General features: G+C 75.9%; 21 protein-coding genes. 6 read left to right on the top strand and 15 right to left on the bottom strand.

From position 1 onward, the window contains the following. Window positions 1-39 precede the first annotated feature (39 nt). Window positions 40-1,026: a GlxA family transcriptional regulator gene (locus tag D5H75_RS28970; RefSeq protein ID WP_119929728.1), complete on the bottom strand. Its 987-nt coding sequence runs from the start codon at window positions 1,024-1,026 to the stop codon at window positions 40-42. Window positions 1,027-1,191: 165 nt separating this feature from the next. Here D5H75_RS28970 and D5H75_RS28965 point away from each other — a divergent pair, with 165 nt between their 5' ends. Next, window positions 1,192-1,782 (top strand): isochorismatase family protein, encoded by a 591-nt coding sequence (locus tag D5H75_RS28965; RefSeq protein WP_119929727.1) that lies wholly within the window; start codon window positions 1,192-1,194, stop codon window positions 1,780-1,782. A gap of 323 nt (window positions 1,783-2,105) precedes the next feature. On the opposite strand, the gene D5H75_RS28960 is transcribed toward D5H75_RS28965, so the two are convergent. From D5H75_RS28960 to D5H75_RS28910, 11 genes are all read right to left on the bottom strand, one after another. Then, entirely contained in the window at window positions 2,106-3,311 is a 1,206-nt protein-coding gene (locus D5H75_RS28960; protein WP_119929726.1) for a WD40 repeat domain-containing protein, read from the bottom strand. 75 nt (window positions 3,312-3,386) lie between these two features. Further along, window positions 3,387-4,103, bottom strand: a complete 717-nt coding sequence (locus tag D5H75_RS28955; protein ID WP_119929725.1) for a maleylpyruvate isomerase family mycothiol-dependent enzyme — start codon at window positions 4,101-4,103, stop codon at window positions 3,387-3,389. 61 nt (window positions 4,104-4,164) lie between these two features. Further along, window positions 4,165-4,680, bottom strand: a complete 516-nt coding sequence (locus tag D5H75_RS28950; protein ID WP_119929724.1) for a nitroreductase family protein — start codon at window positions 4,678-4,680, stop codon at window positions 4,165-4,167. 113 nt (window positions 4,681-4,793) lie between these two features. Beyond that, a complete protein-coding gene (locus D5H75_RS28945) occupies window positions 4,794-5,339 on the bottom strand; it encodes a hypothetical protein (RefSeq protein WP_147425301.1) in 546 nt (181 codons plus the stop codon). Next, entirely contained in the window at window positions 5,336-5,587 is a 252-nt protein-coding gene (locus D5H75_RS28940) for a helix-turn-helix domain-containing protein (RefSeq protein ID WP_119929722.1), read from the bottom strand. Before D5H75_RS28940 ends, D5H75_RS28945 begins: the two co-directional genes overlap by 4 nt. Window positions 5,588-5,678: 91 nt before the next feature. Beyond that, the gene (locus tag D5H75_RS28935) at window positions 5,679-6,332 is read right to left on the bottom strand and encodes an esterase (protein ID WP_119929721.1); all 654 of its coding nucleotides are present in this window, start codon (window positions 6,330-6,332) and stop codon (window positions 5,679-5,681) included. Between the two features lie 342 nt (window positions 6,333-6,674). Then, window positions 6,675-7,841: an epoxide hydrolase family protein gene (locus D5H75_RS28930; protein WP_119929720.1), complete on the bottom strand. Its 1,167-nt coding sequence runs from the start codon at window positions 7,839-7,841 to the stop codon at window positions 6,675-6,677. 84 nt (window positions 7,842-7,925) lie between these two features. Then, on the bottom strand, window positions 7,926-9,368 hold the full coding sequence (locus D5H75_RS28925) for an FAD-dependent oxidoreductase (RefSeq protein ID WP_119929719.1): 1,443 nt from the start codon (window positions 9,366-9,368) through the stop codon (window positions 7,926-7,928). Then, the gene (locus tag D5H75_RS28920) at window positions 9,346-10,557 is read right to left on the bottom strand and encodes a polysaccharide pyruvyl transferase family protein (protein WP_242454581.1); all 1,212 of its coding nucleotides are present in this window, start codon (window positions 10,555-10,557) and stop codon (window positions 9,346-9,348) included. Before D5H75_RS28920 ends, D5H75_RS28925 begins: the two co-directional genes overlap by 23 nt. A 109-nt stretch (window positions 10,558-10,666) precedes the next feature. Next, window positions 10,667-14,353, bottom strand: coding sequence for a serine/threonine-protein kinase (locus tag D5H75_RS28915; protein WP_119929718.1), 3,687 nt, complete (start codon window positions 14,351-14,353; stop codon window positions 10,667-10,669). Between the two features lie 86 nt (window positions 14,354-14,439). Then, window positions 14,440-14,865 (bottom strand): hypothetical protein, encoded by a 426-nt coding sequence (locus D5H75_RS28910; RefSeq protein WP_119929717.1) that lies wholly within the window; start codon window positions 14,863-14,865, stop codon window positions 14,440-14,442. A gap of 132 nt (window positions 14,866-14,997) precedes the next feature. Between D5H75_RS28910 and D5H75_RS28905 the strand changes: the two genes are divergently transcribed. The 5 genes from D5H75_RS28905 (at window position 14,998) to D5H75_RS28885 (ending at window position 20,101) form a co-directional block, all read left to right on the top strand. Then, complete coding sequence (locus D5H75_RS28905; RefSeq protein ID WP_202638595.1) at window positions 14,998-15,456, top strand: hemerythrin domain-containing protein; 459 nt, start codon at window positions 14,998-15,000, stop codon at window positions 15,454-15,456. 126 nt (window positions 15,457-15,582) lie between these two features. Next, window positions 15,583-17,241 carry a flavin monoamine oxidase family protein gene (locus tag D5H75_RS28900; RefSeq protein ID WP_119929715.1) on the top strand — a complete coding sequence of 553 codons (1,659 nt, stop codon included), beginning with the start codon at window positions 15,583-15,585 and terminating at the stop codon, window positions 17,239-17,241. Between the two features lie 225 nt (window positions 17,242-17,466). Continuing rightward, window positions 17,467-18,363, top strand: coding sequence for a DMT family transporter (locus D5H75_RS28895; RefSeq protein WP_119929714.1), 897 nt, complete (start codon window positions 17,467-17,469; stop codon window positions 18,361-18,363). Window positions 18,364-18,510: 147 nt separating this feature from the next. After that, entirely contained in the window at window positions 18,511-19,668 is a 1,158-nt protein-coding gene (locus D5H75_RS28890) for an FUSC family protein (RefSeq protein WP_119929713.1), read from the top strand. Between the two features lie 34 nt (window positions 19,669-19,702). Continuing rightward, window positions 19,703-20,101, top strand: a complete 399-nt coding sequence (locus D5H75_RS28885; RefSeq protein ID WP_119929712.1) for an STAS domain-containing protein — start codon at window positions 19,703-19,705, stop codon at window positions 20,099-20,101. 10 nt (window positions 20,102-20,111) lie between these two features. Here the strand turns inward: D5H75_RS28885 and D5H75_RS28880 are convergent, their stop codons facing one another. The 3 genes from D5H75_RS28880 to D5H75_RS28870 all read right to left on the bottom strand — a co-directional run bounded on the left by D5H75_RS28880 (window position 20,112) and on the right by D5H75_RS28870 (window position 25,290). After that, window positions 20,112-20,510, bottom strand: coding sequence for an STAS domain-containing protein (locus D5H75_RS28880; RefSeq protein WP_119929711.1), 399 nt, complete (start codon window positions 20,508-20,510; stop codon window positions 20,112-20,114). Between the two features lie 80 nt (window positions 20,511-20,590). Next, complete coding sequence (locus D5H75_RS28875) at window positions 20,591-24,025, bottom strand: ATP-binding protein (protein ID WP_147425300.1); 3,435 nt, start codon at window positions 24,023-24,025, stop codon at window positions 20,591-20,593. A gap of 200 nt (window positions 24,026-24,225) precedes the next feature. Next, the gene (locus tag D5H75_RS28870; RefSeq protein ID WP_119929709.1) at window positions 24,226-25,290 is read right to left on the bottom strand and encodes an AI-2E family transporter; all 1,065 of its coding nucleotides are present in this window, start codon (window positions 25,288-25,290) and stop codon (window positions 24,226-24,228) included. Window positions 25,291-25,402 lie beyond the last annotated feature (112 nt).

Raw genomic sequence — 25,402 nt, 5'->3', positions numbered from 1 at the left:
GTCCGGCGGGAGCCCGGGAGCGGGGCGGGTCCCGCCGGGTCAGGTCAGGCGGAAGCGCCTGCGGTATTCCATCGGGGTCGTGTTGAGCTGGCGGCGGAAGGCCCGGGTCAGCGTGTCCGTGGTGTTGAAGCCGCAGGTGGAGGCGATGCGGTCGAGGGTGTCGTCGGTGGTCTCCAGGCGGTTGCGGGCCGCCTCCACGCGGGCGGACTCGATGTAGGCGGCGGGGGTCATGCCGAGCTCGCTCTTGAAGACGCGGGTGAGCTGGCGTTCGCTCACGTGGGCGTATTCGGCCAGGGCGGGGACGGTGAGGGGGGCCGCGAGGTTGCGCGCGATGTGGTGGCGGAGGTCGTCGATGCGCCGCGTGGTCGAGATGGGCTCCAGGGAGACGCTGAACTGGCTCTGACCGCTCGGCCGCTTCAGGAACATGACGAGCTGCCGGGCGACGCGCAGCGCCAGGGCCTCGCCGAAGTCGTCGGCGACGAGGGCGAGCGACAGGTCCAGGCAGGCGGTGAGCCCGGCGCCGGTCCACACGTCGCCGTCCCGGATGAAGATCGGGTCGGCGTCGACCTCGATCGAGGGGTGGTCGGCGGCGAGCTGCTGCGCGGTGGACCAGTGGGTGGTGGCCCGCCGTCCCTCCAGCAGCCCGGCGTCCGCGAGGATGTGCGCCCCCACGCACACCGAGGCGACCCGCCGCGTCTTCCCCGCCAGCGTCCGCACCCAGCCGACCACCGCCGGGTCGCAGACCGCGCGCACCCGGCCGTGCGCGTCGGTCTCGACCGCGCCGGGCACCACGAGCGTGTCGATGCTCCGCGCGGCGACCTCTTCGAAGGTCGCGTCGGGCAGGACGCGCACCCCGGCGGAGGTGGTGACCGGGTCCATGGTCTCGGCCGCCAGGACGACCTGGTAGCCCGTCGGCTCGTCCATCTCCCGCTGGAGCAGCGAGAACACCTCGGGCGGCCCGGTGACGTCCAGCAGGTCCACGCGGTCGAAGAGGACGACGACGACGCGGCGTTCGATCACTCCCAACGGGGGCTCCGTTCGATAGGCCGGCGGCGGACGGGACAGCGGACCCGGACACCGCATGTCGGAATCTGCATGTTACGCGACATTGCCGACATATAGGGCGTGCGCCTAGCGTGGCAGAGGGTCACCGGAACGGTGGCCGGATCGTGCGACACGAAGGAAAGACCCATGGCTGCGACCACTCTGCGTGAACTCAACGGTTTCGATCAGACTCCGGCCTCCCTGGCCGACTCCACGCTGATCCTGGTCGACTACCAGAACACCTACACCCGCGGCGTGATGGAGCTGACCGGCTGGGAGGAGGCCCTCGGCGCGGCGGCCGAGCTGCTCGCGAAGGCCCGCGCCGCCGGCGCGACGGTCATCCACGTCATCAACGACGGCGGCGAGGGCACGCCGTACGACATCAGGGCCGAGATCGGGCAGATCCACCCGAGCGTGGCCCCCGTCGAGGGCGAGGCCGTCGTCGTCAAGACCAAGCCGAACGGGTTCATCGACACCGACCTCGGCGAGCACGTGGACGCCGCCGGGCACAAGAACGTGATCATCGCCGGGTTCATGACCCACATGTGCGTGACCTTCACGACCGAGGGCGCGTTCCTGCGCGGCAACCAGCCCACCGTCGTCGCCGACGCGTGCGCGACGCGGCCGCTGGCGAGCGCGGTCGCCGAGGTGTCCGCGCGGCAGCTCCACGACAGCGCCCTCGCCACGATCGCCGACCTCTACGGCGTCGTCGTCCCCTCCGCGTCCGCGCTGTCCTGACCCGCCACGGCCGGGCCGCCCGGCGGCGCTCGCCGTACCGTCCTGCGGGAAGCACGGCGGGAAGCACGGCGGGAGGCCCGGTGGGAAGCACGGTGGGAGGCCCGGTGGGAAGCACGGTGGGAGGCCCGGTGGGGCCCCGCCCTCGCCCGTGCTCGGGCGGGCGGGGCCGGGACCCCACCGGACCGCCGTGCCGTACGGCCGGCGCCGGCGGCCCGCGCGAGCCCGCACCGCCGGCGCCGGGACCCGAGAGCCCGTGCGGCCGGCGCCGGGGCCGTTCCCCGTGCGGGCGGCGGGGGCGGGCCGTGCGGGGGGACGGGGCGGGGTCAGTCCTCGCAGCCGCGTGGCTTGGGCGCGGCGATCGCGTCCGCCGCCACGGTGGCGCGGGTGGCCGCGTAGCCGCCGACGGAGAGTTCGTCGAGGTAGACGGTCTCCGGGGTGGTGAGCTTGGCCATCAGGGTGGCCTGGCCGGTGGTGACGTCCAGGGCGTAGACGTACGCGCCCAGCGGCGAGTCCGGGGTCTCGCCCGGCCGCTCGCGGGCGGCGGCGACGACGATCTCGTCCCGGTCGAGCCAGTCGAGGGGGACGGCGTGGTTGACGTCCGCGGGAAGGCCGGGCCGGACCTTGGTCATGGCCCCGGTGCGGGTGTCGAACGTGGTGAGCCAGACCGGGGTCATGTCGGGCCCGCAGGCCGGGGGCTCCTTGGGGACGAGGTTGGCGGCGCGGCCGTCGCGCGCGGCGAACTCTCCCCAGATCAGGTGGTCGCCGGCCTTCGCGGGAATCGGCGCGGTGGTCTTCCGGCCGCCGTCGGCGGTGACGAACCTCCCGCCGCCGCCGAAGCCGGGCTCGCCGCTCAGCAGGGTGACGCGGCCCGTGGCGGGGTCGAGGTCGAGGAGCCTCCCGTCGGCGGGCATGCGCCGTACGGCCCCGCTCTCGACGTCGGCCAGCCAGGCGCGGCCGGGCACCCCGGCCGTGTCCGGGGTGATCGCCAGGTGGCGGCCGTCGCGCACGAACGCCAGCTCGACGGGGGTGCCGATCGCGTCCCGGGGCAGGGGGTAGGCGATGGGCAGGATCCGGCCCGTGGTCAGGTCCCGGACCACGAGCCGGTCGTCGCCGGCCCGCTGGTAGGCGATCCGCGCGCCGTCGGGGCTGATCGCGAGCGCGCCGGGAGAGCCCGCGCCCTCACCGTCCTCCTCCCAGGCCAGCGCGTCGGGCACGTGGAAGATCCGCCCGTTCTTGGCCGCCAGCCGCCAGCGGGCGCACGTCCCCGTGGGCATGCCGTCCTCGTCCCGCGGGTTCGCGCACAGGTAGCCGAAGGCGGCGGGCCCGGCCCCGGTGGCCGGAAGGGCGGGCGGCATCGCCGTCCCCGCCCCCTGGCCCGCGGGCGCCGCCCTGGCCGGGACGGACTGGGGTGGTACGGCTCGCGCGGCGGCCGGCCTCTCCGGGGCGGTCGGGCCGGGCGCCGCGGAGCCGTACGCGGCGAGCGGCAGCACCGCGATCGCCGCTGCGGCCCTGAGGCGGCTGATCTTCATGGTCTCCCCCGTGGCGGTTGGGTCGTGCCCTCTTAGATTCCCCCGCGCGCCTCCGGGTTCGCCCCGGCTTCAGGATTACAGCCAGCCGGGAAGGGTGGGCACGGGCCCGTCCGGGCTCGCGACGCCCGAGATGTCGCGTCCGGTGAGCGCGGCGGCCAGGGCGGCGGCGGTGCCGGTGACGGTGACGGGGGCGGCGCCCGCGGGCCCGGTGCGGCGGTCCCACGGCCGGTCGGACGGGGCGACGACCAGCGCGGGCGGGTTCCCCCAGCCGGAGATCACGTCGTCGATCAGGGCGTCCAGCAGGTCCGGCGGGAGGTCGGCGAAGGTCGCCCCGCCGCCCAGGTCCACCGCGTGGATCCAGACCTCGCGGGTGCGCATCCAGGGCACGGCGGCGGCCGGGACCGGGATCCCGGTGCGCGTCCTGACCCCGTTCGCCCAGGCCGCCTCCGGCAGGTCGCGTACGGCGGCCGCCAGGTCCCCGGCGGTCTCCGCGACCAGGCGGCGCAGGGCGGGGGCGCCGAGGCGGGCCCCCTCCTCGATCTCACGGTCGCGGGCGTCGCCCGGCGGGTACATCGGGGTCTCCTCGCCGGTGCGCGCCCAGTGCAGCAGCCGGCCGAGGGCCCGCGCGTTGAAGGCGACGTGCGCGGCGACGTGACGGCGCGACCAGCCGGGGAGCAGGGACGGCGCGTCGAGGGCGGCGTCGGGGAGCGCTCTCAGGCACCCCTCGAAGAAGGCCGTCCCGCGCTCGCACCACTCCAGGTTCCGGCCGAGCGTGGCCAGCGGATCGCCCATGAGCCCCCCATTCCCGTCTTCACTCGCGTTCGGCACGCGAAGACGGTAGCAAGGAGGACGATCACCAGCGGCCGCGGTGCACGACCTCCGCGAAGGGGCGCCGGTCCGGCCGCCGGATCGGCGCGAGCGGCCGGTCCTTCGGGTACCCCAGCACGAGCAGGTACGGCGCGAACCGGTCGGCGGGCAGCCCGAGCAGCTCGCGCGCCCCGCCCTGATCGGTGATCGAGGCGTGCCCGGAGCCGATCCCCAGCGCGGCGGCGGCCAGTTCCATGCTCATCGCCGCCTGCCCGAGGTCGAACTGCGCCCAGTCCCGGTGCATGTCGTCCCGCGCGACCGGCGCCACCAGCACGATCGCGGCCGCCGCCCCCGGCACGTGCTTCATGTACGCCCCGGTGGCGCTCAGCCGTGTGAGTTCCTCGCGCCCGGTCACGACCACGAAGTCCCAGGGCTGCCAGTTCATCGAGGAGGGCGCCCGGCGCCCCGCCTCCAGGATCCGGTCCAGGTCCTCGTCGCCGATCTCGCGCCCCGAGAACTCCCGCACGTCCCGCCGCGAGACGATCGTCTCCCAAGTGTCCACGCCCCCCGCCTACCCCGGCGGCCGCCGTACTCACCCGGGAACGGGCGGCGGAATCCCGGCGACCCGCGGGGAGCGGAGGGGCGGGCGGCTTCGGGCAGGGCGTCGGCCGGGCGCTAGGCGGCGTGGGGGTCGTTGAGGTGGCGCCAGAGCCGGGCGGGGTTGACGCCTTCGGCTCGCAGGTGGGTCAGGGACTCGTCGCGGGCGTCGGCCAGGAGGCCGCGGAGGAGGTCTGACTGCTCCACGAGGGCACCGCGGCGGCGGGCGTGGTGCTGGGCGACCTCGATGACCTTGCGGGCGCCGCCCGCCAGCGGGACGAGGACGCCGGGGCCCGCGACCTCGACGCGCAGGGGGCGGAACGGGGAGCGGGTCATCCGCCAGAGGGAGGCGGAGGCCCCCGCGCGGCGGCGCACCTCGTCCAGGTCGATGCCCAGGGTCGCGAGCAGGTCGCGGTCCCCCGGGCCGGCGCCGAGGCGGCGGCGGAGGGCCGCGGGGTCGAGGGCCAGGCTCGCCGGGACCGTCTCGTCGCGGGTCTCGGCGAGCGCCAGCAGCAGGTGCCCCGTGGTGAGGCGGGGCGCCGGCGGGCGGGCCCCGGCGGCGAGACGGGCGGCGTGCGCCACGGTCTCCCGCGCCGCGTCGGTGAACCTCGCGAACATGCTCACGTTCCCCTCCGATCCCCCGCCGCGATCCGGCGGGCGTGCTTCTTGTGCGCGGACTGCCGTTTCACTCCCAGCGCGGCCGCGATGGCCTCCCACGACCATCCGCGCCGCCGCGCCGCCTCGACGTGCACGGCCTCCAGTTCCTCCAGCAGCCGCCGCAGCGCGGCCACCGCGGCCAGCCCCGTGGCGGGATCCTCGCCCCCCGCCTCCGCGGCCAGGTCCACCACCGACCGCCCCTCCCCTGCCTCCATGTCGTCAGCCTAAGCTGACACCCACCCCGCGTGTCAACCCGGACTGACAGCCCAGGCCGTACGGCGGCGCGCGGCCGTTTCCCGGCAGGGGTCAGCAGAAGCGGGGGAGGTGGTGGGCGAGCTGGGCGCGCCAGGTGGGCCAGGCGGGGCGGGTGTCGTGGGGCCAGATCTCCAGGGTGTGGGGGATGGCGGCGCGGGCGAGGAGCTCGGCGAAGTGGACGGTGCTCCGGGAGGAGGCGGGCTCCTGGGGGGCGCAGAGCAGGAGGAGGTGGACGCGGCGGCGCAGCCAGTCGAGGCTGGGGCCGTTGCGGGAGCCCAGGTCGGGCACCGGGTCGTAGACGCCGGACAGGCAGATGGCCTGCGGGAACAGGTCCGGCCTGGCCAGGGCGCGGGCGGCGGCGAGCGGGGCCCCGGCGGCGCAGCCGAGGGCGACGATCTCCAGGGGGCCGGCGCAGTCGTTGTGGATCCAGGGGACGACCTGGTCGAGGAGCCAGCCGGCGTACGGCTCGTCCTCGGGCGTCTTCGGCCAGGACGCGGCCTCCGGGCCGTCCACGCAGTACAGCTTGAGGCGGCCCGCGTCGATCAGCCACGAGACGGCGCCGACGAGCCCGTTGTCCTCGAAGTCCCACGCCCGCCCCTGCCCGGCGGGGAAGGCGAGCACCGGGCGGCCCCAGTGACCGTACGCGACGAGCGCCCCCGCCGCCCCGATGGAGGGCGACCACAGTTCGACCACATCGCGTCTCACCGGCACACCTCCCGGGCGTAGGCGCCGCCGATCGCCTGTCCATGCTCTCTCCCCCGGGATGACGATGACAACGCGAGGGAGGTTCGGTGAGGTCGTTGTCACCACGGCACGGCGAGTCCCGCTCACGTTCCCCTCCCCGCCGGGAACGCCGCCCCCGCCCCCCGCATCCGCCCCGTCAGGCCCCGCCCGTCAGGCCCCGCCCGTCAGGCGCCGCTCCACCAGGCGCCGCTCCACCAGGCGCCGCCCATCAGGCGCCGCTCCATCAGGCCCCGCCCGTCAGACGCCGCCCGGCCGGGCCGCCCCTGCCGGCGGGCTCCGGTCGCGCGCGGAACGGCGGCGGTCTCAGCGGAGGGGGCGGAAGAAGGTCCGCACGTCCTCGACCAGCAGGTCGGGGGCCTCCATGGCGGCGAAGTGGCCGCCGCGGTCGTACTCGGTCCAGTGGGCGAGCTCGTGCTTGGGGTCGTACAGCTTGCGGATGATCTCGTCGCGGCCCCCGAACATGGCCCAGCCCTGCGGCACGACCGCCGGGGAGCCCCAGTCGCGGGTGTGCGCGGTCTCGTAGAGGAAGTGGGCGGCCGACGCGCCGGAGCGGGTGAACCAGTAGAGGCTGACGATCGCCAGGAGCAGGTCGACGTCCACCGCGTCCTCGGGCAGCTCCGCGGCGGGGTCCGTCCACTCCTTGAACTTCTCGGCGATCCAGGCGAGCTGGCCGACGGGAGAGTCGGTCAGGGCGAACGCGACCGCCTGCGGCCGGGTGGTCTGGATCTGCAGGTACCCCTTGCCCTCGGCGGTCACCGCCTTGAGCGCGTCGAGTCGCCCGCGCTCCTCCTCGGTCAGCGTGCCCATGTCCACCGGCACCGGGTCCCCCGCCAGCCACGCCGCGCCGAGCAGGTCGCTGTTGAGGTGGATGCCCACGACGTGCCCGGCGTCGATCGCGCCGAGGGTCCCGGACACCGCCGAGCCGACGTCGCCGCCCTGCGCGCCGTACCGGTCGTATCCGAGGCGGCGCATCAGCTCGGCGAACGCCCGCGAGGTGCGCGCCACGTCCCAGCCCGCCTCGCGCACGGGCGTGGAGAACGCGAAGCCGGGGATCGACGGCGCGACCACGTGGAACGCGTCGGCCGGGTCGCCCCCGTGCGAGCGCGGGTCGGACAGCGGCCCCGCGATGTCGCGGAACTCGGCGAACGACCCCGGGTACCCGTGGGTGATCAGCAGCGGCAGCGCGCCGGGCTCCGGCGAGCGCACGTGCGCGAAGTGGACGCGCTGCCCGTCGATGCCGGTGACGAACTGCGGCATCTCGTTCAGCCGCGCCTCCTGCGCTCGCCAGTCGAAGACGGTGAGCCAGCGGTCGGCGAGACCGCGCAGGTAGGCCGAGGGGATGCCCCTCCCCCAGCCCTGTTCGGGCGGTTCGTACGGCCATCGCGTGCGCGCGACGCGTTCCCGCAGCTCGTCCACGTCCGCCTGCGGGATCTCGATGCGGAACGGCCTGATTTCGACGTTGTCCTCCATGTCCGGACCGTACGCCCGTTCCCGCCCCGGCCCCACCCCCCGATAGCGGTACGGCATCGCCCGCCCCCTCGGGCGCGGGGCGGTTCAGGGAGTGGGGGCGGGGGCGCCGGGGAGGTCCGGGAGGCCGGGGCGGAGGATGGCGCCCTGGGCGAGGAGGTGGCGCTGGACCTCGGCGGCGGGGACGCCGCGCGGCGGGCGGCCGGCGCGGGCGGCCAGCGCGGCGCAGACCCCGGCGGCGTGGCCGGTCGCCATGGCGATGGGCATGACGCGGTAGGAGGAGAGGGCGACATGGCTGCCCGAGATGCAGCGCCCCGCGACGAGGAGGTGGTCCACCCCGCGCGGCAGCAGGCAGCGCAGCGGGATGTCGTACGCCGAGCCGGTCGGGACGCGGCGCAGGAGGGTGCCGGTCCCCGCCGGGTTGTGGATGTCGATGGGGTACGCCCCGCGCGCGATCACGTCGTCGAACGGGCGGGCGAGCAGGATGTCGTCGCCGGTCAGCTCGTGGTCGCCGAGGACGCGGCGGGTCTCGCGCACGCCGACCTGGACCCCGCTCTGCACGGCGTACGCCAGCTCGAACCCCGGCACGCGGGAGCGGAGGAACCGGACGATCTGGTCCATCTGCCGGTGGGCCAGGAGCTCGGCGCGGGTGAGGTCGTAGACGCTGGTGCCGAGGACGCGGGTCACGCGGGTGCTGTTGACGCTGACCTCGCCCGGGTGCGGCGTGGCGAAGAAGAGGACGTCCTCGCGCGGCAGGTCCAGCTCCCCGGCCTCGGTGGCCTCCCGGATCAGGTCCCACAGGCCGTGCACGCCGCGCCACTGGCCTGGGTGGTCCTCGACGTACCGCGTGAAGCCGGCCCGGTCGAAGTCGGCCATGCGGAACATGAGGGTCATCGGCTGGACGAGCCCGTCCTCGGGCCGCCCGATCTCGTACTCCGCGCCGGCCGCCGCCGCGACGTCGCCGTCCCCGGTGCAGTCCACGATCACCTCGGCCTCGACGACGATCGGCCCGGACTTGGTCTCGAACACCGCCGCGCGCTCGCCCAGCACGCCGGAGCAGAAGGCGTGCAGGAGCACGGTGACCCCGGCCTCGTCCAGCAGGTCGTAGGCGGCCAGCTTGAACAGCTCGGGGTCGAACGGCACGGTGTAGCCGGTCTCCACCGACGGCAGGATCGCCCCGCCGTACGACGCGAGCCGGTCCAGCAGCCGCCACAGGACGCCGCCCACCAGCGGGTCGCCCTCGCCGTGGTCGGAGGGGAGCAGCCGGAACACGTCCGGGTCGGCGGCCTGCTTCCGCTCGTTGTGGAAGGACATGAGCGGCATGACCAGGGCGGCCGTGGCGTTGCCGCCGAAGAAGCCGTACCGCTCGGCGAGGATCACCTCGGCGCCGGTCTGCGCCGCGCCGAGGGCCGCCCCGAGCCCGGCCGGTCCCCCGCCGACGACCAGCACCTGCGTGGTCCCGGCGACGGTGGCCGCGCGGGCGGGGAGCTCGACGGTCCGGGGGTCGTCAGGGGCGTTCAGCGCCGGCATCGTGGCCTCCGCCGGAGGCGATGCGCCGCGCCAGCGCGGCGTACCGCTCGCAGGTCTCGTGGGCGCGCCGCTTCAGCTCCTCGGCCTGGGCCAGCAGCATGCGCGACCGCTCGGGCCGCTCGTCCCAGAGCCGGTCGGCCTCGGCGAGCAGCGGCCCGACCTCCTGCCGGGCCACGCCGGTCAGCGTCGGCGCCCCGACCGCGCGGGCGAAGTCGAAGACCTTCCCGGCGTACGGCAGGGGCAGCAGCGGCACGCCGGTCAGCGTCGCGAAGATCAGGAAGTGCAGCCGCATGCCGACGACCATGTCCAGGTGGCGCATCAGCCCGAGGATCTGCCCGGGGCTGTACCGCTCGTTGAGCACCCGCCCCCGCTCGGGCGAGGACATGTGCGACATCACCGCGTGCGAATGCCGGATGTCGTCGCGCTCCATGGGCACGAACAGCAGGTTCGCGTCCAGCCGGTTGACCAGGAAGTCGGCCATCTCGGCGATCAGGCTGTGGTAGCTGTCCTCGTCGAGGTTCTGGGCGGCCCTGCCCGGCTCGCGCACCGACAGGCCCACGAGCGGCCCGCTCTTGACCACGCCCTCGCGCGCGAGCATCTCGGTGGTGAACGGCTGCGCCTTCAGCAGCAGCGCCGGATCGGCCGTGACCGTGACCGGCCGGTTCACCCCGACGTCCTCCAGGACCAGCTTGGACTCCTCGTCGCGTACGACGACGTCCGTCATCTCCTCGACGGCCTCCCGGGCGGCGTTCCGGTCCTCGGGCTCGGAGAGCGGGCCCACCCCGATGGCGTACGCGAAGGTCGGCACCCCGCTGTCCTGCGCCGTCCGCACCACCCGCGCGTAGAGGCGGGCGTCCTGGTCGAACAGCACCCCGCCGCCGCCCAGCATCAGCAGGTCCAGCTCCCGCACCTCGGCCAGCGTGCGGTCGCGGCTCACGCCCTGCCACGGCACGACGGCCGACACCGAGTGGCTCACCCGCGTGTGCTCGGGGTTCCGGCTGAACACCACCACCTTCGCCTCGGGAGTGCGGTGCCGCACGCAGTCCAGCACACAGGAGAGGATCGCCTCGTCCCCCACGTTGAGCCCGCCGTACGATCCGAGTACGCCGACGGTGAACGTGTTCCCCCCGATGCCCATGATGCCCGGGATGTACCCGGGCCCGGCGACTCCATGCACACCCTCCGTCACCGTACGGCTCCCGCCCGCCCACCCCGCGCCGCGGAAGCCGTGCCTCGGCGGGGATCGCGGCGCGGGACCTCCCGCGAACTCATCCGGGACGCACGGCGCGGAAGTCCCGTCAGGGGGCCGGGCAGAGGGCGGGGCGGGGGGTGCCGGCCAGGTGGCGGGACCACTCGGCGTCGGTGAGGGTACGGCCCGCGCGGGCGCAGAGCAGGCGGACCACCTCGCCGGGGGCCACGGGGTGAGTGATGACGCGGCCCGGCTCGCCCGACAGGCCCGGGTCGGCGGCCGCCAGGAGGGCCGAGCCGTCGGGGGTGAACGCGAGGGCGCCGATGCCGGTTCCGTGGTGCCACGGGGTGCCGAGGAGGCGGCGGGTCCGCACGTCCCAGAGCTGGACCGTGCCTGAGTCACCGCCGGTGGCCAGCAGGTCGCCGCCGGGGCTGAAGGCGACCTGCTCGATGGCCTCGGCGACGCCGTGCATGGCCGGGGGCAGCGGCTCGGGGCCGCGCCTGTCCCACAGCGCGATCCGGCCCGAGGAGTCCGCGACGGCCATCAGGCCCTGGGCGCTGAAGGCCAGTTCCACGTGGTCCTGGGATTCGCCGCCGTAGCCGGGACCGGAGGGGCGGCCGGTGGCCAGGTCCAGGAGGCGGGCCCGGCCGCCCCCGGTGGAGGCGAGCGCGCCGCCGTCGGGGGTGAAGACGACGCCGCCGTGCTCCGCCGTGACGGGGAGCTTCGTCGCGCGGCCGGTGGACAGGTCCCAGAGCCGCAGGACGGCTTCCGGCCGGTCCCCCTCCGAGCCGAGGACGACGGCGAGCCTGCGGCCGTCGGGGCTCAGGGCCACGCTCTGGGCCCGGCTCCCGGGGGGCACCGGGAAGCGGCGGAGCGATCGGGGGCCGCGCGTGTCCCACACGCTGACGTGCCGCGCGTCGGCGGCGGCGAAGACCCGGCCCGCGCGGTCAAAGGCGGGCCGCAGGGCGGACTCGGACGAGACCGCCCCCGGCAGCTCGACCTCCGCGCCGCGCCGCACGTCCCAGAGGCGGACCGCGCCCGTCAGGTCGGCGGCCTGGAGGGCGAGCAGGCCGCCGCCGGGGGCGAACGCCGTGGCCTCCGCGCCCTCGGGCAGAGGGCGCGAGGCGGGGTGCGCGGCCAGGTCGAGGGTGAGCACGGTGTCGTCCATGAGGACGCGGACGAAGCGCCCGCCGGGGTCCGGGCGGGCGTCGGCCAGCAGGCCGGGGGCGGTGTAGTCGAGCAGGAGGCGGCGGTCGGCGACCCGCCACACCTTGACGTTGCGGTCGCCGAACCCGGCCAGCAGCCGCCCGTCCGCGCTGAAGCGCAGCTCGGGCGTGTTCTGCAGGTTGAGGCGTTCCCCGCCCGAAATCCGCCACGGCCACTCCGCCCGCGCCTCCCCGGAGCCGGTCTCCCCGGAGCCGGTCTCCCCGGAGCCCGTCCCGCCGGAGGCCGGGAGGGGGCGGCCGGTGGCGGTGTCGATGAGGCGGATCCGCGCGCCCCCGCACGCCAGGGTGCGCCCGTCGGGGCTGATCGCGACCGCCCGGACCTCCCCCGGGCAGGCCCCGCGGAAGCGCGGGTCGGGCGCCCCGGAGCGGTACACCGCGAGCCTGGCCTCCAGCCCGGCCACCGCCACGAGGTCGCCGTGGATCGCCGTGCGGCCGGACTGCCAGTCCAGGCCCCGGCCGCGCGTGCCGCCCGTGGCCGTGTCCCACAGCAGCAGGCCCTGGCCCTCGGTGAGCGCGAGCAGCCGGTCGCCGCCGCCGAAGTCCGCGCCCACCTGCGGCGCCTGGGGCGCGAGGCGGTGTTCCCGCAGCGGCCGCCCGGTGCGGGTGTCCCAGACGCGGACGGTCCGGTCGGCGACGATCGCCAGGCGGCGGCCGTCCCGGCTCAGCGAGACGTCCTGGAGGTCCGCGTCCTTCACCCGCGCGTCCGCCCAGCCACCGGCCCGCCTCCCCGTCGCCACGTCGTGGACGCTCACGCCGTCCGCGCTCACGCTCACCAGCCGCCGCCCGTCCCCGCTGAGCACCCGGCGCACCGGCCCGGCGGCGCGCGGGGCCTGGAAGGCGGCGGCCTCGGGCTGGTACAGCGCCGCCATCAGGCCGGACCGGGTGTCCGGGCCGGGGGCCAGCGTCCAGGCGGCGACGTTGAGCAGCATCGCGCGCACCGGGTCCGTGGCCCGGAGGGTGCCGGCGACGTGGGCCAGTTCCCGCCCCGCCGCCAGGTCGCGCTGCTCGGCCACGCGGCTGCTCTGGTACGCCGCCAGGCCGCCCCCGGCCAGCGACAGCACCAGCAGCACCGCCAGCGCCAGGGTCAGCAGGGCGCGGCGGCGGCGCCGGCGGCGGGTGAGCGCGGCGCTCGCGTCGAGGAACTCGCGCTCGCCCGGGTTCAGGGTGAGGTGGCGGCGGCCCGTCGCGGCCCAGGCCAGGGCGTCGTCCAGGCGGCCGCCGTGCAGCAGGTCGGCGTCCTTGCGCCCGCGCTCGCGCCACGCCCGCGCCCCGGCGGCGAGCGCCGCGTGCAGCCGCAGCCCGCCCCGGTCCTCGTCCAGCCACCCGCGCAGCCGGGGCCAGGCGCGCACCAGCGCCGGGCGCGTGAGCAGGACGTACTCCTCCTCGCCGCGCAGCAGCCCCGCCTCCCCGAACGCCCCGACCACGCGCTCGGCCCCGGGGCCGGTCGCCGCCAGGTCCTCCCGCAGGGCGGGGCGGGGGCTCTCGAAGCCCGCGTCGTCCAGGGTGACCAGCCGCAGCAGCACGCCGGGCGCCGCGTCCCGCCCGGGCCCGTCCAGCCGGGCGTAGACCTCCTCCGCCCGCGCCCCGAGATCGGGGTCCGGATCCCCCTCTCGCGCCAGCCCGCCCGCCGCCTCGCGCCCCCGCGCCAGCAGGTCCCCGTCCGGCGCGTCCCGGCCCAGGGCGTCCCCGTTCCGGAGGTCCCGCGCCGGCTCGTGCCGTACGGCGGGCGCGCCGGGCGGCAGCCGTACCGGATCGGCCTGGTCGCGGGGGCGGGGGGTGACGAGGGACAGGAGGAGGTCCCGCGCGGAGGGACGGGCCCCGGGGGTGCGCGCGAGGGCGGCCGCGGCCAGGGGGCGCAGCGCGGGCGGGAGAGGGGTGAGGTCGAGGTCGGCGCTGAGAACGCGGTGCATGATCGCGCCCAGGCTCCCGGCGGCGAAGGGGTCCTCGCCGGTCGCGGCGTACAGCAGGACCGCGCCCCAGGCGAACACGTCGGCGGCCGGGGTGGCGCGCTCCCCGGTGAAGATCTCCGGGGCCATGTAGAGCGGGGTGCCCGCGACGAGCCCGGTCGAGGTGAGGGACATGTCCTCCGTCCGCGCGATCCCGAAGTCGATCACGCGGGGGCCGTCCGGGCCGAGCAGGACGTTGTCGGGCTTGAGGTCGCGGTGGACCACGCCCGCCTCGTGGATCGCCGTCAGCGCCGTGGCGATCGCGGTCGCGAGGCGGACCAGGTCGTCGCCGCCGAACCGGCGGCCCCGCTCCACCGCCGCGCGCAGGCTCGGCCCCTCGACGTACTCGCTGACGAGGTACGGCCGGGGGCCCGACACCTCGGCGGCGAGCACGCGGGCGGTGCAGAAGGAGGCCACCCGCTGGGCGGCGACCGCCTCGCGGGCGAACCGGCGCAGGATCTCGGGGTCGGCGGCGACGGAGGCGTGCAGCAGCTTGACCGCGACCCGGCCGCCGTCGCGGTCGTACGCCTCGTAGACCACCCCCTGCCCGCCCGCGCCCAGGCGTCCGGCCAGCCAGTACTCCCCGACGCGGGCGGGATCCTGCGGGGACGGCGTGGGGGGCATTCGCGCTCTTCTCCGTGTCGGGACGTGGTCGTCGAGCGCTTAGATCCCCGCCGCCCCCGAAAGGTTCGCCCGGCGGGCGCGGGATCTCAGCGGCGGCGGTGGAGCGCCTCCTCCGCCATCAGGCCCACGCCGATGCCCAGCAGCCAGACGTCCTTGGCGATGCCGATCCCCTGCTGCGTCGGGCGCAGGCTGCCCTCGTGGCGCAGCCCGGGCGTGCGCAGGTACACGCCGAGCAGCCCGGCGGCGAACCCCGCGAGAGCCGTGCCCGCGAGCAGCGAGGGCACGAACGGCGCCAGCAGGGCGGCGCCCAGGCCGATCTCCGCCTTGGCCACCAGGCTGGTGAACCGCACCGGGTCCAGGCTCTTGAGCTGCGGATACGCCCCGGCGGCCATGCCGTGCACCCCCTGGGCGGTCTCTTCGCCCGCCTCGGCCTTCTCCATCCCGGAGTTCAGGATGAACAGCCCGGTGGCGATCCTCGCCGGCATCTGATGCGCACGCGCGAAGAACCTCATGTCTTCCCCCTGATCGTGACCTCTGCCGTCGCCTCTGCCGTCCCCTCCCGCCTACCTCGACAGAAGTGGGCAAAACGCCCGGGCGGGGGTAGTGGGGCCTACGCCGATGTCCGTGACACACGAGGGGGAACCATGGGCAAGGTCAAGCAGCAAGGCGATGTCATCGACGTCATCCTCCAGCAGCACAACCTGATCCGGTCGCTCTTCCAGGAGGTCGCGAGCGCCTCGGGGAACGAGCGGGCGTCCAAGTTCAAGCAGCTCGCGCAGCTCCTGGAGGTCCACGAGGACGCCGAGGAGCAGGTGGTGCACCCGATGACCAAGCGCATCGCGAGCGAGGTCGCGGACGCCCGGATCGAGGAGGAGAACCAGGCCAAGAAGGTCCTCGCCCAGCTCAAGAGCATGGGGCCGGACGCCGACGGCTTCGGCGAGCTGTTCGAGAAGCTGCACCAGGCGGTGGACGCGCACGCGACCCACGAGGAGAAGGAGGAGTTCCCGCGCCTCCGCGACCGCTGCGACGAATCCGACCTGCGTGACATGGCCGACAAGTTCCAGCAGGTCCAGGCGCTCAAGGGCGGCCAGATGCGGCGCTGAGCGGCCCCGGGGCCCCCGGCGGTCAGTGTGTCAGCCGGAGGGGCGGATTCCTGCGTTCGTGTCACTTGCCGCGCGGATGCGGCGGGGAGAGGCTGACGGCCACCCCACCCCGTCCGAGGGAGAGCCATGGCACGCACGTCCCCCATGCGGATCCTCAAGGCCCTGACCGCCGACCACGCGGCCGCCGAACGGCTGCGCGTCCCCGTCGCCGAACTGCGCGGGATGCGCGCGGCCGCCGCGGAGCCCGGGCTGGGGCGGCGTGAACTGCTGCGGCGCGCCGCCGCGGCGGGGATCGCCGCCTCGGGCCTGGCCGGGCTGTCCCCCGCGCCCGCCCGCGCCGCCGACGAGGCCGGCAGGCCGCCGAGGCCGGCCCGGATCGCGGTCGTGGGCGGCGGCATCGCCGGCCTGACCGCCGCGCTCACGCTGAAGGACGCCGGTGCGGCGTTCACCCTGTACGAGGCGAACCCGTCGCGGCTGGGCGGCCGCATCCACACCCAGCGCACGCACTGGGCGAACGGCCAGACCTCCGAGATCGGCGGGGAGCTGATCGACGTCGAGCACAAGAAGATGCTGGAGCTGTGCCGCCGCTTCGGGCTGCGGACGCTCGACTTCGCCGGGGCCGTCCCGCCACACGCCGAGGAGACCCTGCACTTCAACGGGGAGTACTACCCGCGCGCCCAGGCCGACGAGGACTTCAAGCCCGTCTACCACCGCCTGCGCGCCGACCTCCAGGCCGCCGGCGAGGTCATGTGGGACGACGCCACACCGGAGGGGATCGCGCTGGACCGGATGTCCATCCGGGAGTGGATCGAGACCCGCGTCCCCGGCGGCATGTCCTCCCCGCTCGGCCGCTTCATCGACGTGGCGTACGTCGTGGAGTACGGCGCGGAGACCGAGCTGCAATCCTCGCTCGCGCTGATCCTGCTCATGGGCTACCAGCCGAACCCGGGCCACTTCAACGTGTGGGGCCTGTCGGACGAGCGCTACCGCGTCGAGGGCGGCAACGACCGGCTCACCCAGGCCATGGCCGCCGCGCTCCCCGCCGGTTCGGTGCGGATGGGCCACCGCCTGGTGGCCGTACGCGCCAACGCCGACGGGACGCAGACGCTCACCTTCGACGAGGGCGGGACGACCCGCGCGGTCACCGCCGACCACACGATCCTGACCGTGCCGCTGCCGATCCTGCAGGGCCTCGACCTGTCGCGGGCCGGGTTCGACCCGCGCATGACGAACCTGCTGCGCGACGCCCGCATGGGGTACTGCACCAAGCTCAACATGCAGTTCACCGCCCGCACCTGGCTCGGCGAGGGCCCCTGGCCCGGCGTGGCCTCCGGCGACTGCTTCACCGACCTGCCGTTCCAGCAGGTCTGGGAGACCACCCGCGGCCAGGCCGGGGCGACCGGCGTCCTGATCCAGTACGCCGGGGGCGACGCGGCCCGGCGGCTGCGCCCGGCGACCGCGTTCCCCACCGAGTCCGACCCCTACGTGCGCGCGCTCGCGGACTCCATGCTGACCGGTGTCGACCGCGTCTTCCCCGGCACGAAGGCCAAGTGGAACGGCCGCGCCCAGCTCTCCGCCTGGCACGAGAACCCGTACGCCCTGGGGGCGTACTCCTACTGGCCCGTCGCCTACCTGCACCGTTACGCGGGGTACGAGGGCACGCGCCAGGGCAACGTGCACATCGGGGGCGAGCACACCTCCTACGACTACCAGGGCTTCATGAACGGCGGAGCCACCGAGGGGCAGCGCGCCGCCGAGGAGGTCCTGGCCGACCTGCGCGCCTGACCGTCCCGGCCGTACGGCTCCCGCGCGCGGGAGCCGTACGGCGGCGCGGGCGGGCCCCGGGAGGCAGGGAACACGCGAACGCCGGACGCGCGGCGGGGGCGGCGCGCCGTACGGCGGGGGTCCGCTTGGGCCGCCGAAATCCGGGAGAGTGGCCCTTATGCCCGGCCGCCTCCGCCCCCTAGGTTCTCCGTGTACCGAGGCCGGGCCAGTCGAAGGCGGAAGACCGTGAGCAAGCGCGGGTGGGTGCTGTTCGCTCTGATGAGCGTGATCTGGGGCGTCCCCTATCTGATGATCAAGGTGGCGGTGGCGGAGGTCTCCGTGCCGGTGCTGGTGTTCGCGCGGACCGCGATCGGCGCGGCCGTGCTGCTGCCGCTGGCGCTGCGCGGCGGGCGCATGAGGGGCGTCCGGCGGCACTGGCCGGCGCTGGCGGCGTTCGCGACGCTGGAGATCATCGTGTCGTGGTGGCTGCTGTCGGACGCCGAGCGGCACGTCAGCAGCTCGATGGCGGGCCTGCTGATCGCGGCCTCGCCGGTGGTCGCCGTGATCCTGGAGCGGATCAGCGGCGGGACCGAGCGGCTCAGCGTCAAGCGGTGGATCGGGCTGGCCGTGGGCCTGGGCGGCGTCGCGCTGCTGGCCGGGCCGGAGCTGCGCGGCGGCAACCCGTGGGCGATCGTCGAGGTGCTGCTGACCGCCGTCTGCTACGCGACGGCCCCGCTGATCGCGGCCCGGCACCTCAAGGACGTGGACAGCCTGCCCATGACCGCGGTGTGCCTGGGCGGCGCCGCGCTCGTCTACGCCGGCCCGGCGGTCGCCACCTGGCCGGACTCCATGCCCTCGGCGCCGGTGCTCGCGGCGCTGGCCGGGCTGGCGCTGGTCTGCACGGCGCTGGCGTTCATCGTGTTCTTCGCGCTCATCCGCGAGGTGGGCGCGTCGCGGGCGCTCGTCTTCACCTACGTCAACCCGGCCGTGGCCGTCGCCGCCGGGGTGATCTTCCTGTCCGAGCCGCTCACGCCGGGGATCGTGGCCTCGTTCGTGCTCATCCTGGGCGGCTCGATCCTGGCCACCGCCCCGCAGAAGGCGGGCGCCGCCGCCCCCGAGCCCGCCGCCCGGCCCGTCCCCTGACCTCCCGCCGGGCCCTGACCCTCCCGCCGTCCCCTCATCCGCCCGCCGGACCCCGGCCCGCCCGCCGGCCCCGGCCCCGGCCGTACGGCTCGCGCCCGCGGGCCGTACGGCCGGGGGTACTCGCGGGCCTGTGGGTAGGGGGCGGTCATGGCGATGGCCGTGAGGGGGGCCGGACGGGGGCGTCATCCGGCGGTGGCGCTGCTGCGGCGCGTGCGGGCGCACGGGGTGTGGAAGTGGGTGGCGCGGGAGCGCGGCGCGGCGCCGACCGCGCTGCGCGCCACGGCCGGATGCCTGATCGCGTGGGGGCTGGCGCAGTACGTCTTCCACGTGAAGATGCCCATCCTCGCGCCCGTGGGCGTGCTGATGACCACCGCCGCGACGGCGTACGGCACGGCCGTGCGCGCGCTCCAGCAGGTGGGCGCGGCGGTGCTGGGGTTCGGGGCGGCGTTCGCGCTGGTGGCGCTGATCGGGAACGGGTTCGCCGCGATGGCCGTGCTGGTCTTCCTGGGGCTGGTGGTGAGCCGGCTGGTGCGGCTGCCCGCCCAGAACGTGCAGCTCCCGGTGACCGCCCTGCTCGTGCTGACGATGGGCAGCGGGTACGGCCTGGCCAGGTTCCTCGACGTCGTGCTGGGCGCGGCCGTGGGCCTGGTGGTGAACATCCTGTTCTGGCCGCCCCGGCACGTGGAGCGGGCGGCGGCGGACCTGGCGGACGCGGCCGAGGAACTGGCCGTGCTGCTGGACGACATGGCCGGCGGCGTGCGCGACACCTGGGACCACGCGGATTCGCGGGGCTGGCTGGACCGCGCCAGGGACCTGACCCTGACGCTGACCGAGGCGCGGGAGAGCGCCGAGGAGGCCGAGGAGTCGCTGAAGCTCACGCCCGCGCGGCGGCGGCTGGCCCGGCGGCTGCCGCGGATCAGCGCCGCCGCGGCCGGGCTGGACCACGTCACCCAGCAGGTCCGCGGCATCGCCAGGGCGCTCAACGACATGGCCGTGGGCGAGCGCGGGCTGCCCCGGCCCGACCAGCATCCGCTGCCGCCGTCCTTCGCCGACCTGCTGACCGCGCTGAGCCGCGCCCTGGCCGCGTTCGGCCGGATGCAGATCCGGCACGGGCGCAAGGACCTGGCGCGGCTGCGCGAGGCGCTGGAGCAGGCGGCGTACCGCCAGCGGGTCGCCGAGCGGGAGCTGCGGGCGCGCGGCGGCGAGCGGACCTGGAGCGTGTACGGCGCGCTGCTCGACGACTGCGCCCGGCTGCGGTACGAGCTCGGCCCCGAGGGCCCGCACCGGAAGGCGATCTCGGTCTAGCCCCCGGGGCCCTTCCGGGGAGTAGGCTGGTTCCATGGCATTCCGGGTGTCCTCTTCGCGCCTGGGCGACTGTGTGGTGATCTGGAGCACGGGGACTCTCGACAAGGAGGCCTGTCTCGACCTCGCCACGGAGATCGCCTCTGCCTGGCAACCCGGTCTGCCCCTGGTCTTCGACATGTCGCAGGCGGAGTTCCCCGACGCCTCGGTCATCCCCGTGCTGCTGTCGGCCCAGGAGCGGTCGAAGCTGACCGGCATCCCGGTGGCCCTCGTCGGCGTCGATCCGCGCGTCCAGCGGGTCCTCTACACGATGGCCCTCGACCCGCAGTTCATGATCTTCCCCACGCTGGAGGCGGCGGCGACCGCGCTGCAGGGCTACGCCCAGCGGCCCGAGCGGGAGATCCCGCGCCCCGCCCGCCGCGACACCCGGCCCTGACCGGCCGCCCTCAGCGGTCCTCCCCCGCCGGATCTCCGCGCCCCGGCCCGCCCTCTCCCGGCTCCACGCCCTCGGTGGTCAGGGCCTCGCCGAGCCGGTCGTACGTCGGGACGCGGGAGGGGATGCCGAGCAGGTCCAGCACGCGCCGGGCGACCCCGCCGGGCGGGGCCACGAGCGCCAGCGTGCCCCGGCCCCGGTGCAGCGACCGGTAGAGGCCGAGGAGCACCCCGACGGTGGTCGAGTCCAGGAAGGTGACCCCGCCGAGGTCGAGGACGACGTGACGCTGCCCGGACGAGACCGGGACGAGCCGGGACTCCAGTCGGGGGGCGGCCACGATGTCCGCGTCGCCGGTCACCGTGACCAGGGTGTAGATCCCGGTCCGCGAGACCGACACCTGCAGGTCTCCCATCCACGCCGCCTCACGCTAGGACCCAACTCACTTTTACACCGCCCCGGCGGCCCGCGCACCTCTCCCGCCGGGCCCCGGGGTCACGCCCCGTCGCCCTCCCGGGCGCCGATCGGGCCCAGCTCCGCGCGCGCCCGGTCCCGCCAGACCAGCAGCCCTTCCTGGCCTGCGCGCCGGGCCAGCTCCCGGTGGTGGTCGCGGGCCGAGGCGTGGTCCCCCATCGCGGTCGCCAGCCGTCCCAGGAACCAGTCCACCGGGCCGATCGGCGCGACCGCCGAGCCCAGCGACAGCCGCCCGGCGTACGGCAGGAGACGGTCGTAGGTGACCTTGCACGCGGTGACGTCGCCCATCTCGGCCTGCGCCGCGCCCTGGAGACAGGTCATGGAGAGCCAGGACCAGTCCCGGGGCGGCGTGGGCCAGCCGTCCACGATCATCCGGGCGGCCTCCTCGCGGCGGCCCTGGGCGCAGAGCTGGAGCACCCGCGCGTCGTGGTCGGTGGTGGGGTGGATGCCCACGATGTTGTCGATCAGCTCGCCGGCCTCGGCCATCGTGCCCTGGGCGTACTTGAGGAAGACCCGCCCGGTGGTGACCACGGCCCCGGCGTACCACATGCCGATCCGCTCGGCCAGGCCGTCGGCCACGCCGTACGCCGCCTCGGCCTCCTCGAAGCGGCCGGCGAACAGCAGCCGGTGCGCCCGCCACATGGTGTGCTGGAAGCGCGGCCACGGCAGCGGCATGCGCTCAAGCAGCGCGTCGCACCGCTCGGCCGCCTCGTCCGCCGCCGCCAGCTCGAACAGCTCGGTGCGCATGTGGGTCCGCAGCATGTACGCCAGCAGCTCGAACGCGGGCAGCCGGTGCTCGGTGGCCAGCTCCAGGATCTCGTCCGCCAGGCCGACGATCTCCGGCACGTGCAGCGGCGTGGGCAGCGCGAGGTAGCGGGAGTTCAGCGCGAACGCCAGCAGCGCGGGGTCACCGACGCGCCGGGCCATCGCGATCGCCTCGGCCGACAGCGTGTGGCTGCGGGGGTCGTCCGACCCGTCGTACAGCTCGCCCGCGAGCCCGCCGAGCAGGTGCACGCGCAGCGGCGAGTCCTCGGCGGGCAGGGCGTCCAGGGCCAGCCCGAAGCGGTGGATCAGCCGCAGCTCGACCGCCTCGTAGGGGTTGCGCAGCGTCCAGATCGAGGGCGCGTCCAGCGCGGTCAGGGCGCGCGCGGCCAGCTCGGGGTTCCCCACCTGGTCGGCGGCGCGCACCGCGTCGGCGCGCGCGACCCGGGCCCCGAGGGCGTCCCCGGCGTCCAGCAGCGCGCGGGTGTACCGCAGCAGCAGCCGCACGTGCTCGGCGCGGTCGCCCGAGGTGGCGCTGTGCGCCGCCACCGCCCGCGCCCACCAGGCCGCGGCCTCCTCGTACGCCAGCCGCAGCCCCGCCTGCTCGGCCGCCGCCGCCGCCCAGTGCGCCGCGTCGGCGTACGCGGCGGCCCCGGCCTCCACGGCGTGGTGCGCGACCGTGGCCGCGTCCGACCCCGGCCGTACGGCCAGCGCCCGCATCACCGACTGGTGCAGGCGGGCTCGCCGCAGCGGGGGCACGTCGGCGTACAGCGTCTCGCGCACGAGGTCGTGGGCGAAGCGCAGGCGCCCGGCCCCGGCCGGCGGGCCCTCGCCCGGCGCGGCGGACCTCGGCGGGAGCAGCACGCCCGCCACCACGGCGGCGTCGAGCATGTCGAAGACGTCGCCCGCGTCCCGCCCGCACACCTCGGCCACCAGCTCCGGGTCGAACTCGCGCCCGGCCACCGAGGCCGTGCCCAGCACCTCGTCCGCGCCCTCGCCGGGCAGTGCCGACAGCCGCCGCCGGATCACGTCGGCCACGCTCTCGGGCACGGCCTCCAGCGCGCGCTCGGGGCCGTCGGTGGCCAGCAGCCGCAGGGACTCGCGGACGAAGAACGGGTTGCCGGAGGTGCGCTCGGCCAGCCGCGCCAGCGTCCGGCCGCCCGCCTCGACGCCCATGCCCTCGGCGATCCGCGCGACCGCCGCGGCGTCCAGGCCCGTGAGCGGCAGCCGTACGACGCCGAGCCGGGCCAGGCGGCCGAGGACGTCGCGCAGCGCCGGGGACTCGTCGCCGGTGCGCAGCGTGGCCGCGAGCGCGATCCGCCCGGCGGCCAGCGCGGCGACGTCGCCCAGCAGACCGAGGGAGTCGGCGTCGGCCCAGTGCAGGTCGTCGAGCGCGACGAGCAGCGGGCGTTCGCGGGAGGCGTCGCCCAGCCAGCGCGCCACCGCCGCCCGCTGCCCCACCAGCACCGCCTCGGGCGCCGCCGTCGGCTCCTCGTCCAGCAGGTGCGCCAGCAGCGGCCGGTCCCGCTCGGCCGGGGGCGTGATCGCGTCCAGCGCGCGCAGCACCTGGGTCCACGGCCAGAACGCGGGCGCGCCCGCGGTGTCGTGGCAGCGCCCGCGCACGACGTTCCAGCCGCGGGCGCGGCAGCCGTCCTCGAACGCCTCAAGCAGCCAGGTCTTGCCGATCCCCGGCTCCCCGGTCACCAGGGCCACAGCCGGCTCGCCCGTCTCGACCCGCGCGGCGATCCCGTCGAGCGCGCCGAGCTGCCGTTCCCGGCCGACGACCAGCCGGGCCCGGGGCCGCGGCGCGTCGCCGCGCTCCGGGGCGTCCTCTCCCCCGCCGTACGGCCGCGCGGGCGCGGCGGGCGGCGCGGAGGGGGCCTCGCCGGCGGCGCGGCGGGCGGCGGGCCAGCCCTCGGCGGAGGCGGGGCCGCGCCAGAGCAGGGTCTCGGACTGGGCGAAGATGTCGGCTTCGAGCTGCCGCAGCTCGGGGCCGGGGTCGAGGCCGAGCTCCTCGTCGAGGCGGCGGCGGGCCTCCCGGAGCGCGGCGAGCGCGTCGGCCTGCCGCCCGGTGCGGTAGAGCGCCAGGGCCAGCAGCCGCCACAGCTCCTCGCGCAGCGGGTGCGCGTCGATGAACGTCTCCAGCTCCGCGACCAGCGCGTACGGCCGGCCGACGGCGAGCAGCGCGCCGTACCGCTGCTCGATCGCGACCATGCGCAGCTCGTTCAGCCGCGCCACCTCGGCGGCGGCCCACGGCTCGCCCGCGAAGTCGGCGTACGGCTCGCCCCGCCAGAGCGCCAGGGCGGCGTCGAGCGCGGTCAGGGCGCGGGTGTGCTGACCGGCGGCGATCAGCCCGCCGGCCCGCTCGACGAGCTCGCCGAACCTGATCCAGTCGCCGTCCCGGACGGCCAGCACGTAGCCGGGCGCGCGCCCGATCAGCACCTGGGCGGGGCTGCGCGGCGCGCGCCCTGGCTCCAGCGCCCGCCGCAGGTTCGAGACGTATCCCTGGACGGTGCTCAGGGCCGACGCCGGAGGGTTGCCGTTGTAGACGTCCTCGATCAGCAGGTCGGTGGAGACGACGGTGCCGTGCGCCACCAGAAGGCGGGCGAGGACGGCACGCTGCCGCGGCCCGCCCAGGTCGATCGCCCCTTCAGGGCCGGCGACCTCGACCGGTCCCAGGACCCGGAACTGCACTTCCCACCCCAACGTCCGGAAACGATCGGACTCTAACAGAATTGTCCTGACATTTCCGCAGATGATCTCGCCCTTTGGATCTTCCGGCGAGGCCGGCGCTCAGCCGGGCCGGCGCTCAGGCGGGACCGGCGCTCAGACGGGGCCGGCGCTCAGACGGGGCCGGCGCTCAGACGGGGGCGGGCGCTCAGGCGGGCAGGCGCTCAGGCGGGGGCGGCGCGGGTGGCGCCGGGGGGCGGGGCGTGGCGCGGGGCGCGGACCTCGCGGATGAGGGTGACGAGCACGGCCGCGACCGGGGCCGCCAGGAACGCGCCGAGGATGCCCGCCCAGACCGTGCCGACGGCGATCGACAGCAGGATCACGACGGCGGGCAGGTCCAGGGCGCGGCCGTAGATCTGCGGGGCGAGGATGTGCCCCTCCAGTTGCTGGACCAGCACGGTCACCGCGACCACGACGACGGCGACCAGCCAGCCCTTGGCCACGAGCGCGACCACGGCGGCCAGCAGCCCGGCGGTGAACGCGCCCACGATCGGCAGGAACGCGCCGAGGAACGTCAGCACCGCCAGCGGCAGCGCGATCGGGACGCCCAGGATCCACAGCGCCATGCCGATGAAGAAGGCGTCCACGAAGCCGACGATCGCCACGCCGCGCACGTAACGGCCCACGACGGCCAGGACGATCCCGCCCGCGTGCTCGATCCGCCTGCCGGTGCTGTCGGGCACCAGCTCGCGGAGCCAGCTCACCAGCCGGTCCCCGCCGTGCACGAAGTAGATCGCCAGGATGACGGTCAGGACGAGGCCGACGACGATCTCCCCGGCGGTGCGGGCCCCGGCGATCGCCTCGGTGGCCAGGTGCTCGCCCTGCTTGCCCAGTTGCTCGCGGCCCCGCCGGATCAGCTCGGCGAGCTCCCGGTCGCCCAGGCCGAACCGCGCCGCGAGGTTCTGCAGGTCGTGGCCGAGCTTGCCGATGCTGTCGCCCAGCTCGCCCACGCCGCGCACGGTCGGCGGCGCGAGCAGCAGCACCAGCCCGGTGAGCGCCGCCCCGCCGCCCAGGAACACGATGGTCGTGGCGAGCGTGCGGCCCACACCGCGCGATCTCAGCGCGTCGACCAGCGGCAGCACCAGGGCGACCACGAAGACCGCGAGCACGACGGGGACCACGACCGTGCGCACCGTGTTCAGCGCCCAGACCGCCACCACGGTCAGCGCGATCAGCACGAGGATCCGGGCGGCGGTCTCGCTCATCCGCCGCAGCGTGTCCGCAGCCATGCACCGCTCTTTCCCGCCGAGATCGCGCGCAACCCCCGTGACCTGCGCGTTCGCGTCGCCGTACGGGAAACGGGACGAGGAGGGAGGCGAAAGATCCCGTCATATCCCCCCG

It is taken from the genome of Bailinhaonella thermotolerans (genome assembly GCF_003594875.1).
Lineage (GTDB): Bacteria > Actinomycetota > Actinomycetes > Streptosporangiales > Streptosporangiaceae > Bailinhaonella > Bailinhaonella thermotolerans.
Note: the sequence above shows the minus strand (reverse complement) of the source record. Positions and strands in the feature narration are given on the sequence as shown.

Coding starts and splice junctions, on each gene's coding strand:
- D5H75_RS28880 (WP_119929711.1), bottom strand. CDS start 20,510: ATGGGAGACCTGCAGGTGTCGGTCTCGCGGACCGGGATCTACACCCTG.
- D5H75_RS28925 (WP_119929719.1), bottom strand. CDS start 9,368: ATGCCGGCGCTGAACGCCCCTGACGACCCCCGGACCGTCGAGCTCCCC.
- D5H75_RS28890 (WP_119929713.1), top strand. CDS start 18,511: ATGGCGATGGCCGTGAGGGGGGCCGGACGGGGGCGTCATCCGGCGGTG.
- D5H75_RS28930 (WP_119929720.1), bottom strand. CDS start 7,841: ATGGAGGACAACGTCGAAATCAGGCCGTTCCGCATCGAGATCCCGCAG.
- D5H75_RS28955 (WP_119929725.1), bottom strand. CDS start 4,103: ATGGGCGATCCGCTGGCCACGCTCGGCCGGAACCTGGAGTGGTGCGAG.
- D5H75_RS28900 (WP_119929715.1), top strand. CDS start 15,583: ATGGCACGCACGTCCCCCATGCGGATCCTCAAGGCCCTGACCGCCGAC.
- D5H75_RS28960 (WP_119929726.1), bottom strand. CDS start 3,311: ATGAAGATCAGCCGCCTCAGGGCCGCAGCGGCGATCGCGGTGCTGCCG.
- D5H75_RS28905 (WP_202638595.1), top strand. CDS start 14,998: ATGGGCAAGGTCAAGCAGCAAGGCGATGTCATCGACGTCATCCTCCAG.
- D5H75_RS28910 (WP_119929717.1), bottom strand. CDS start 14,865: ATGAGGTTCTTCGCGCGTGCGCATCAGATGCCGGCGAGGATCGCCACC.
- D5H75_RS28940 (WP_119929722.1), bottom strand. CDS start 5,587: ATGGAGGCAGGGGAGGGGCGGTCGGTGGTGGACCTGGCCGCGGAGGCG.
- D5H75_RS28885 (WP_119929712.1), top strand. CDS start 19,703: ATGGCATTCCGGGTGTCCTCTTCGCGCCTGGGCGACTGTGTGGTGATC.
- D5H75_RS28965 (WP_119929727.1), top strand. CDS start 1,192: ATGGCTGCGACCACTCTGCGTGAACTCAACGGTTTCGATCAGACTCCG.
- D5H75_RS28870 (WP_119929709.1), bottom strand. CDS start 25,290: ATGGCTGCGGACACGCTGCGGCGGATGAGCGAGACCGCCGCCCGGATC.
- D5H75_RS28915 (WP_119929718.1), bottom strand. CDS start 14,353: ATGCCCCCCACGCCGTCCCCGCAGGATCCCGCCCGCGTCGGGGAGTAC.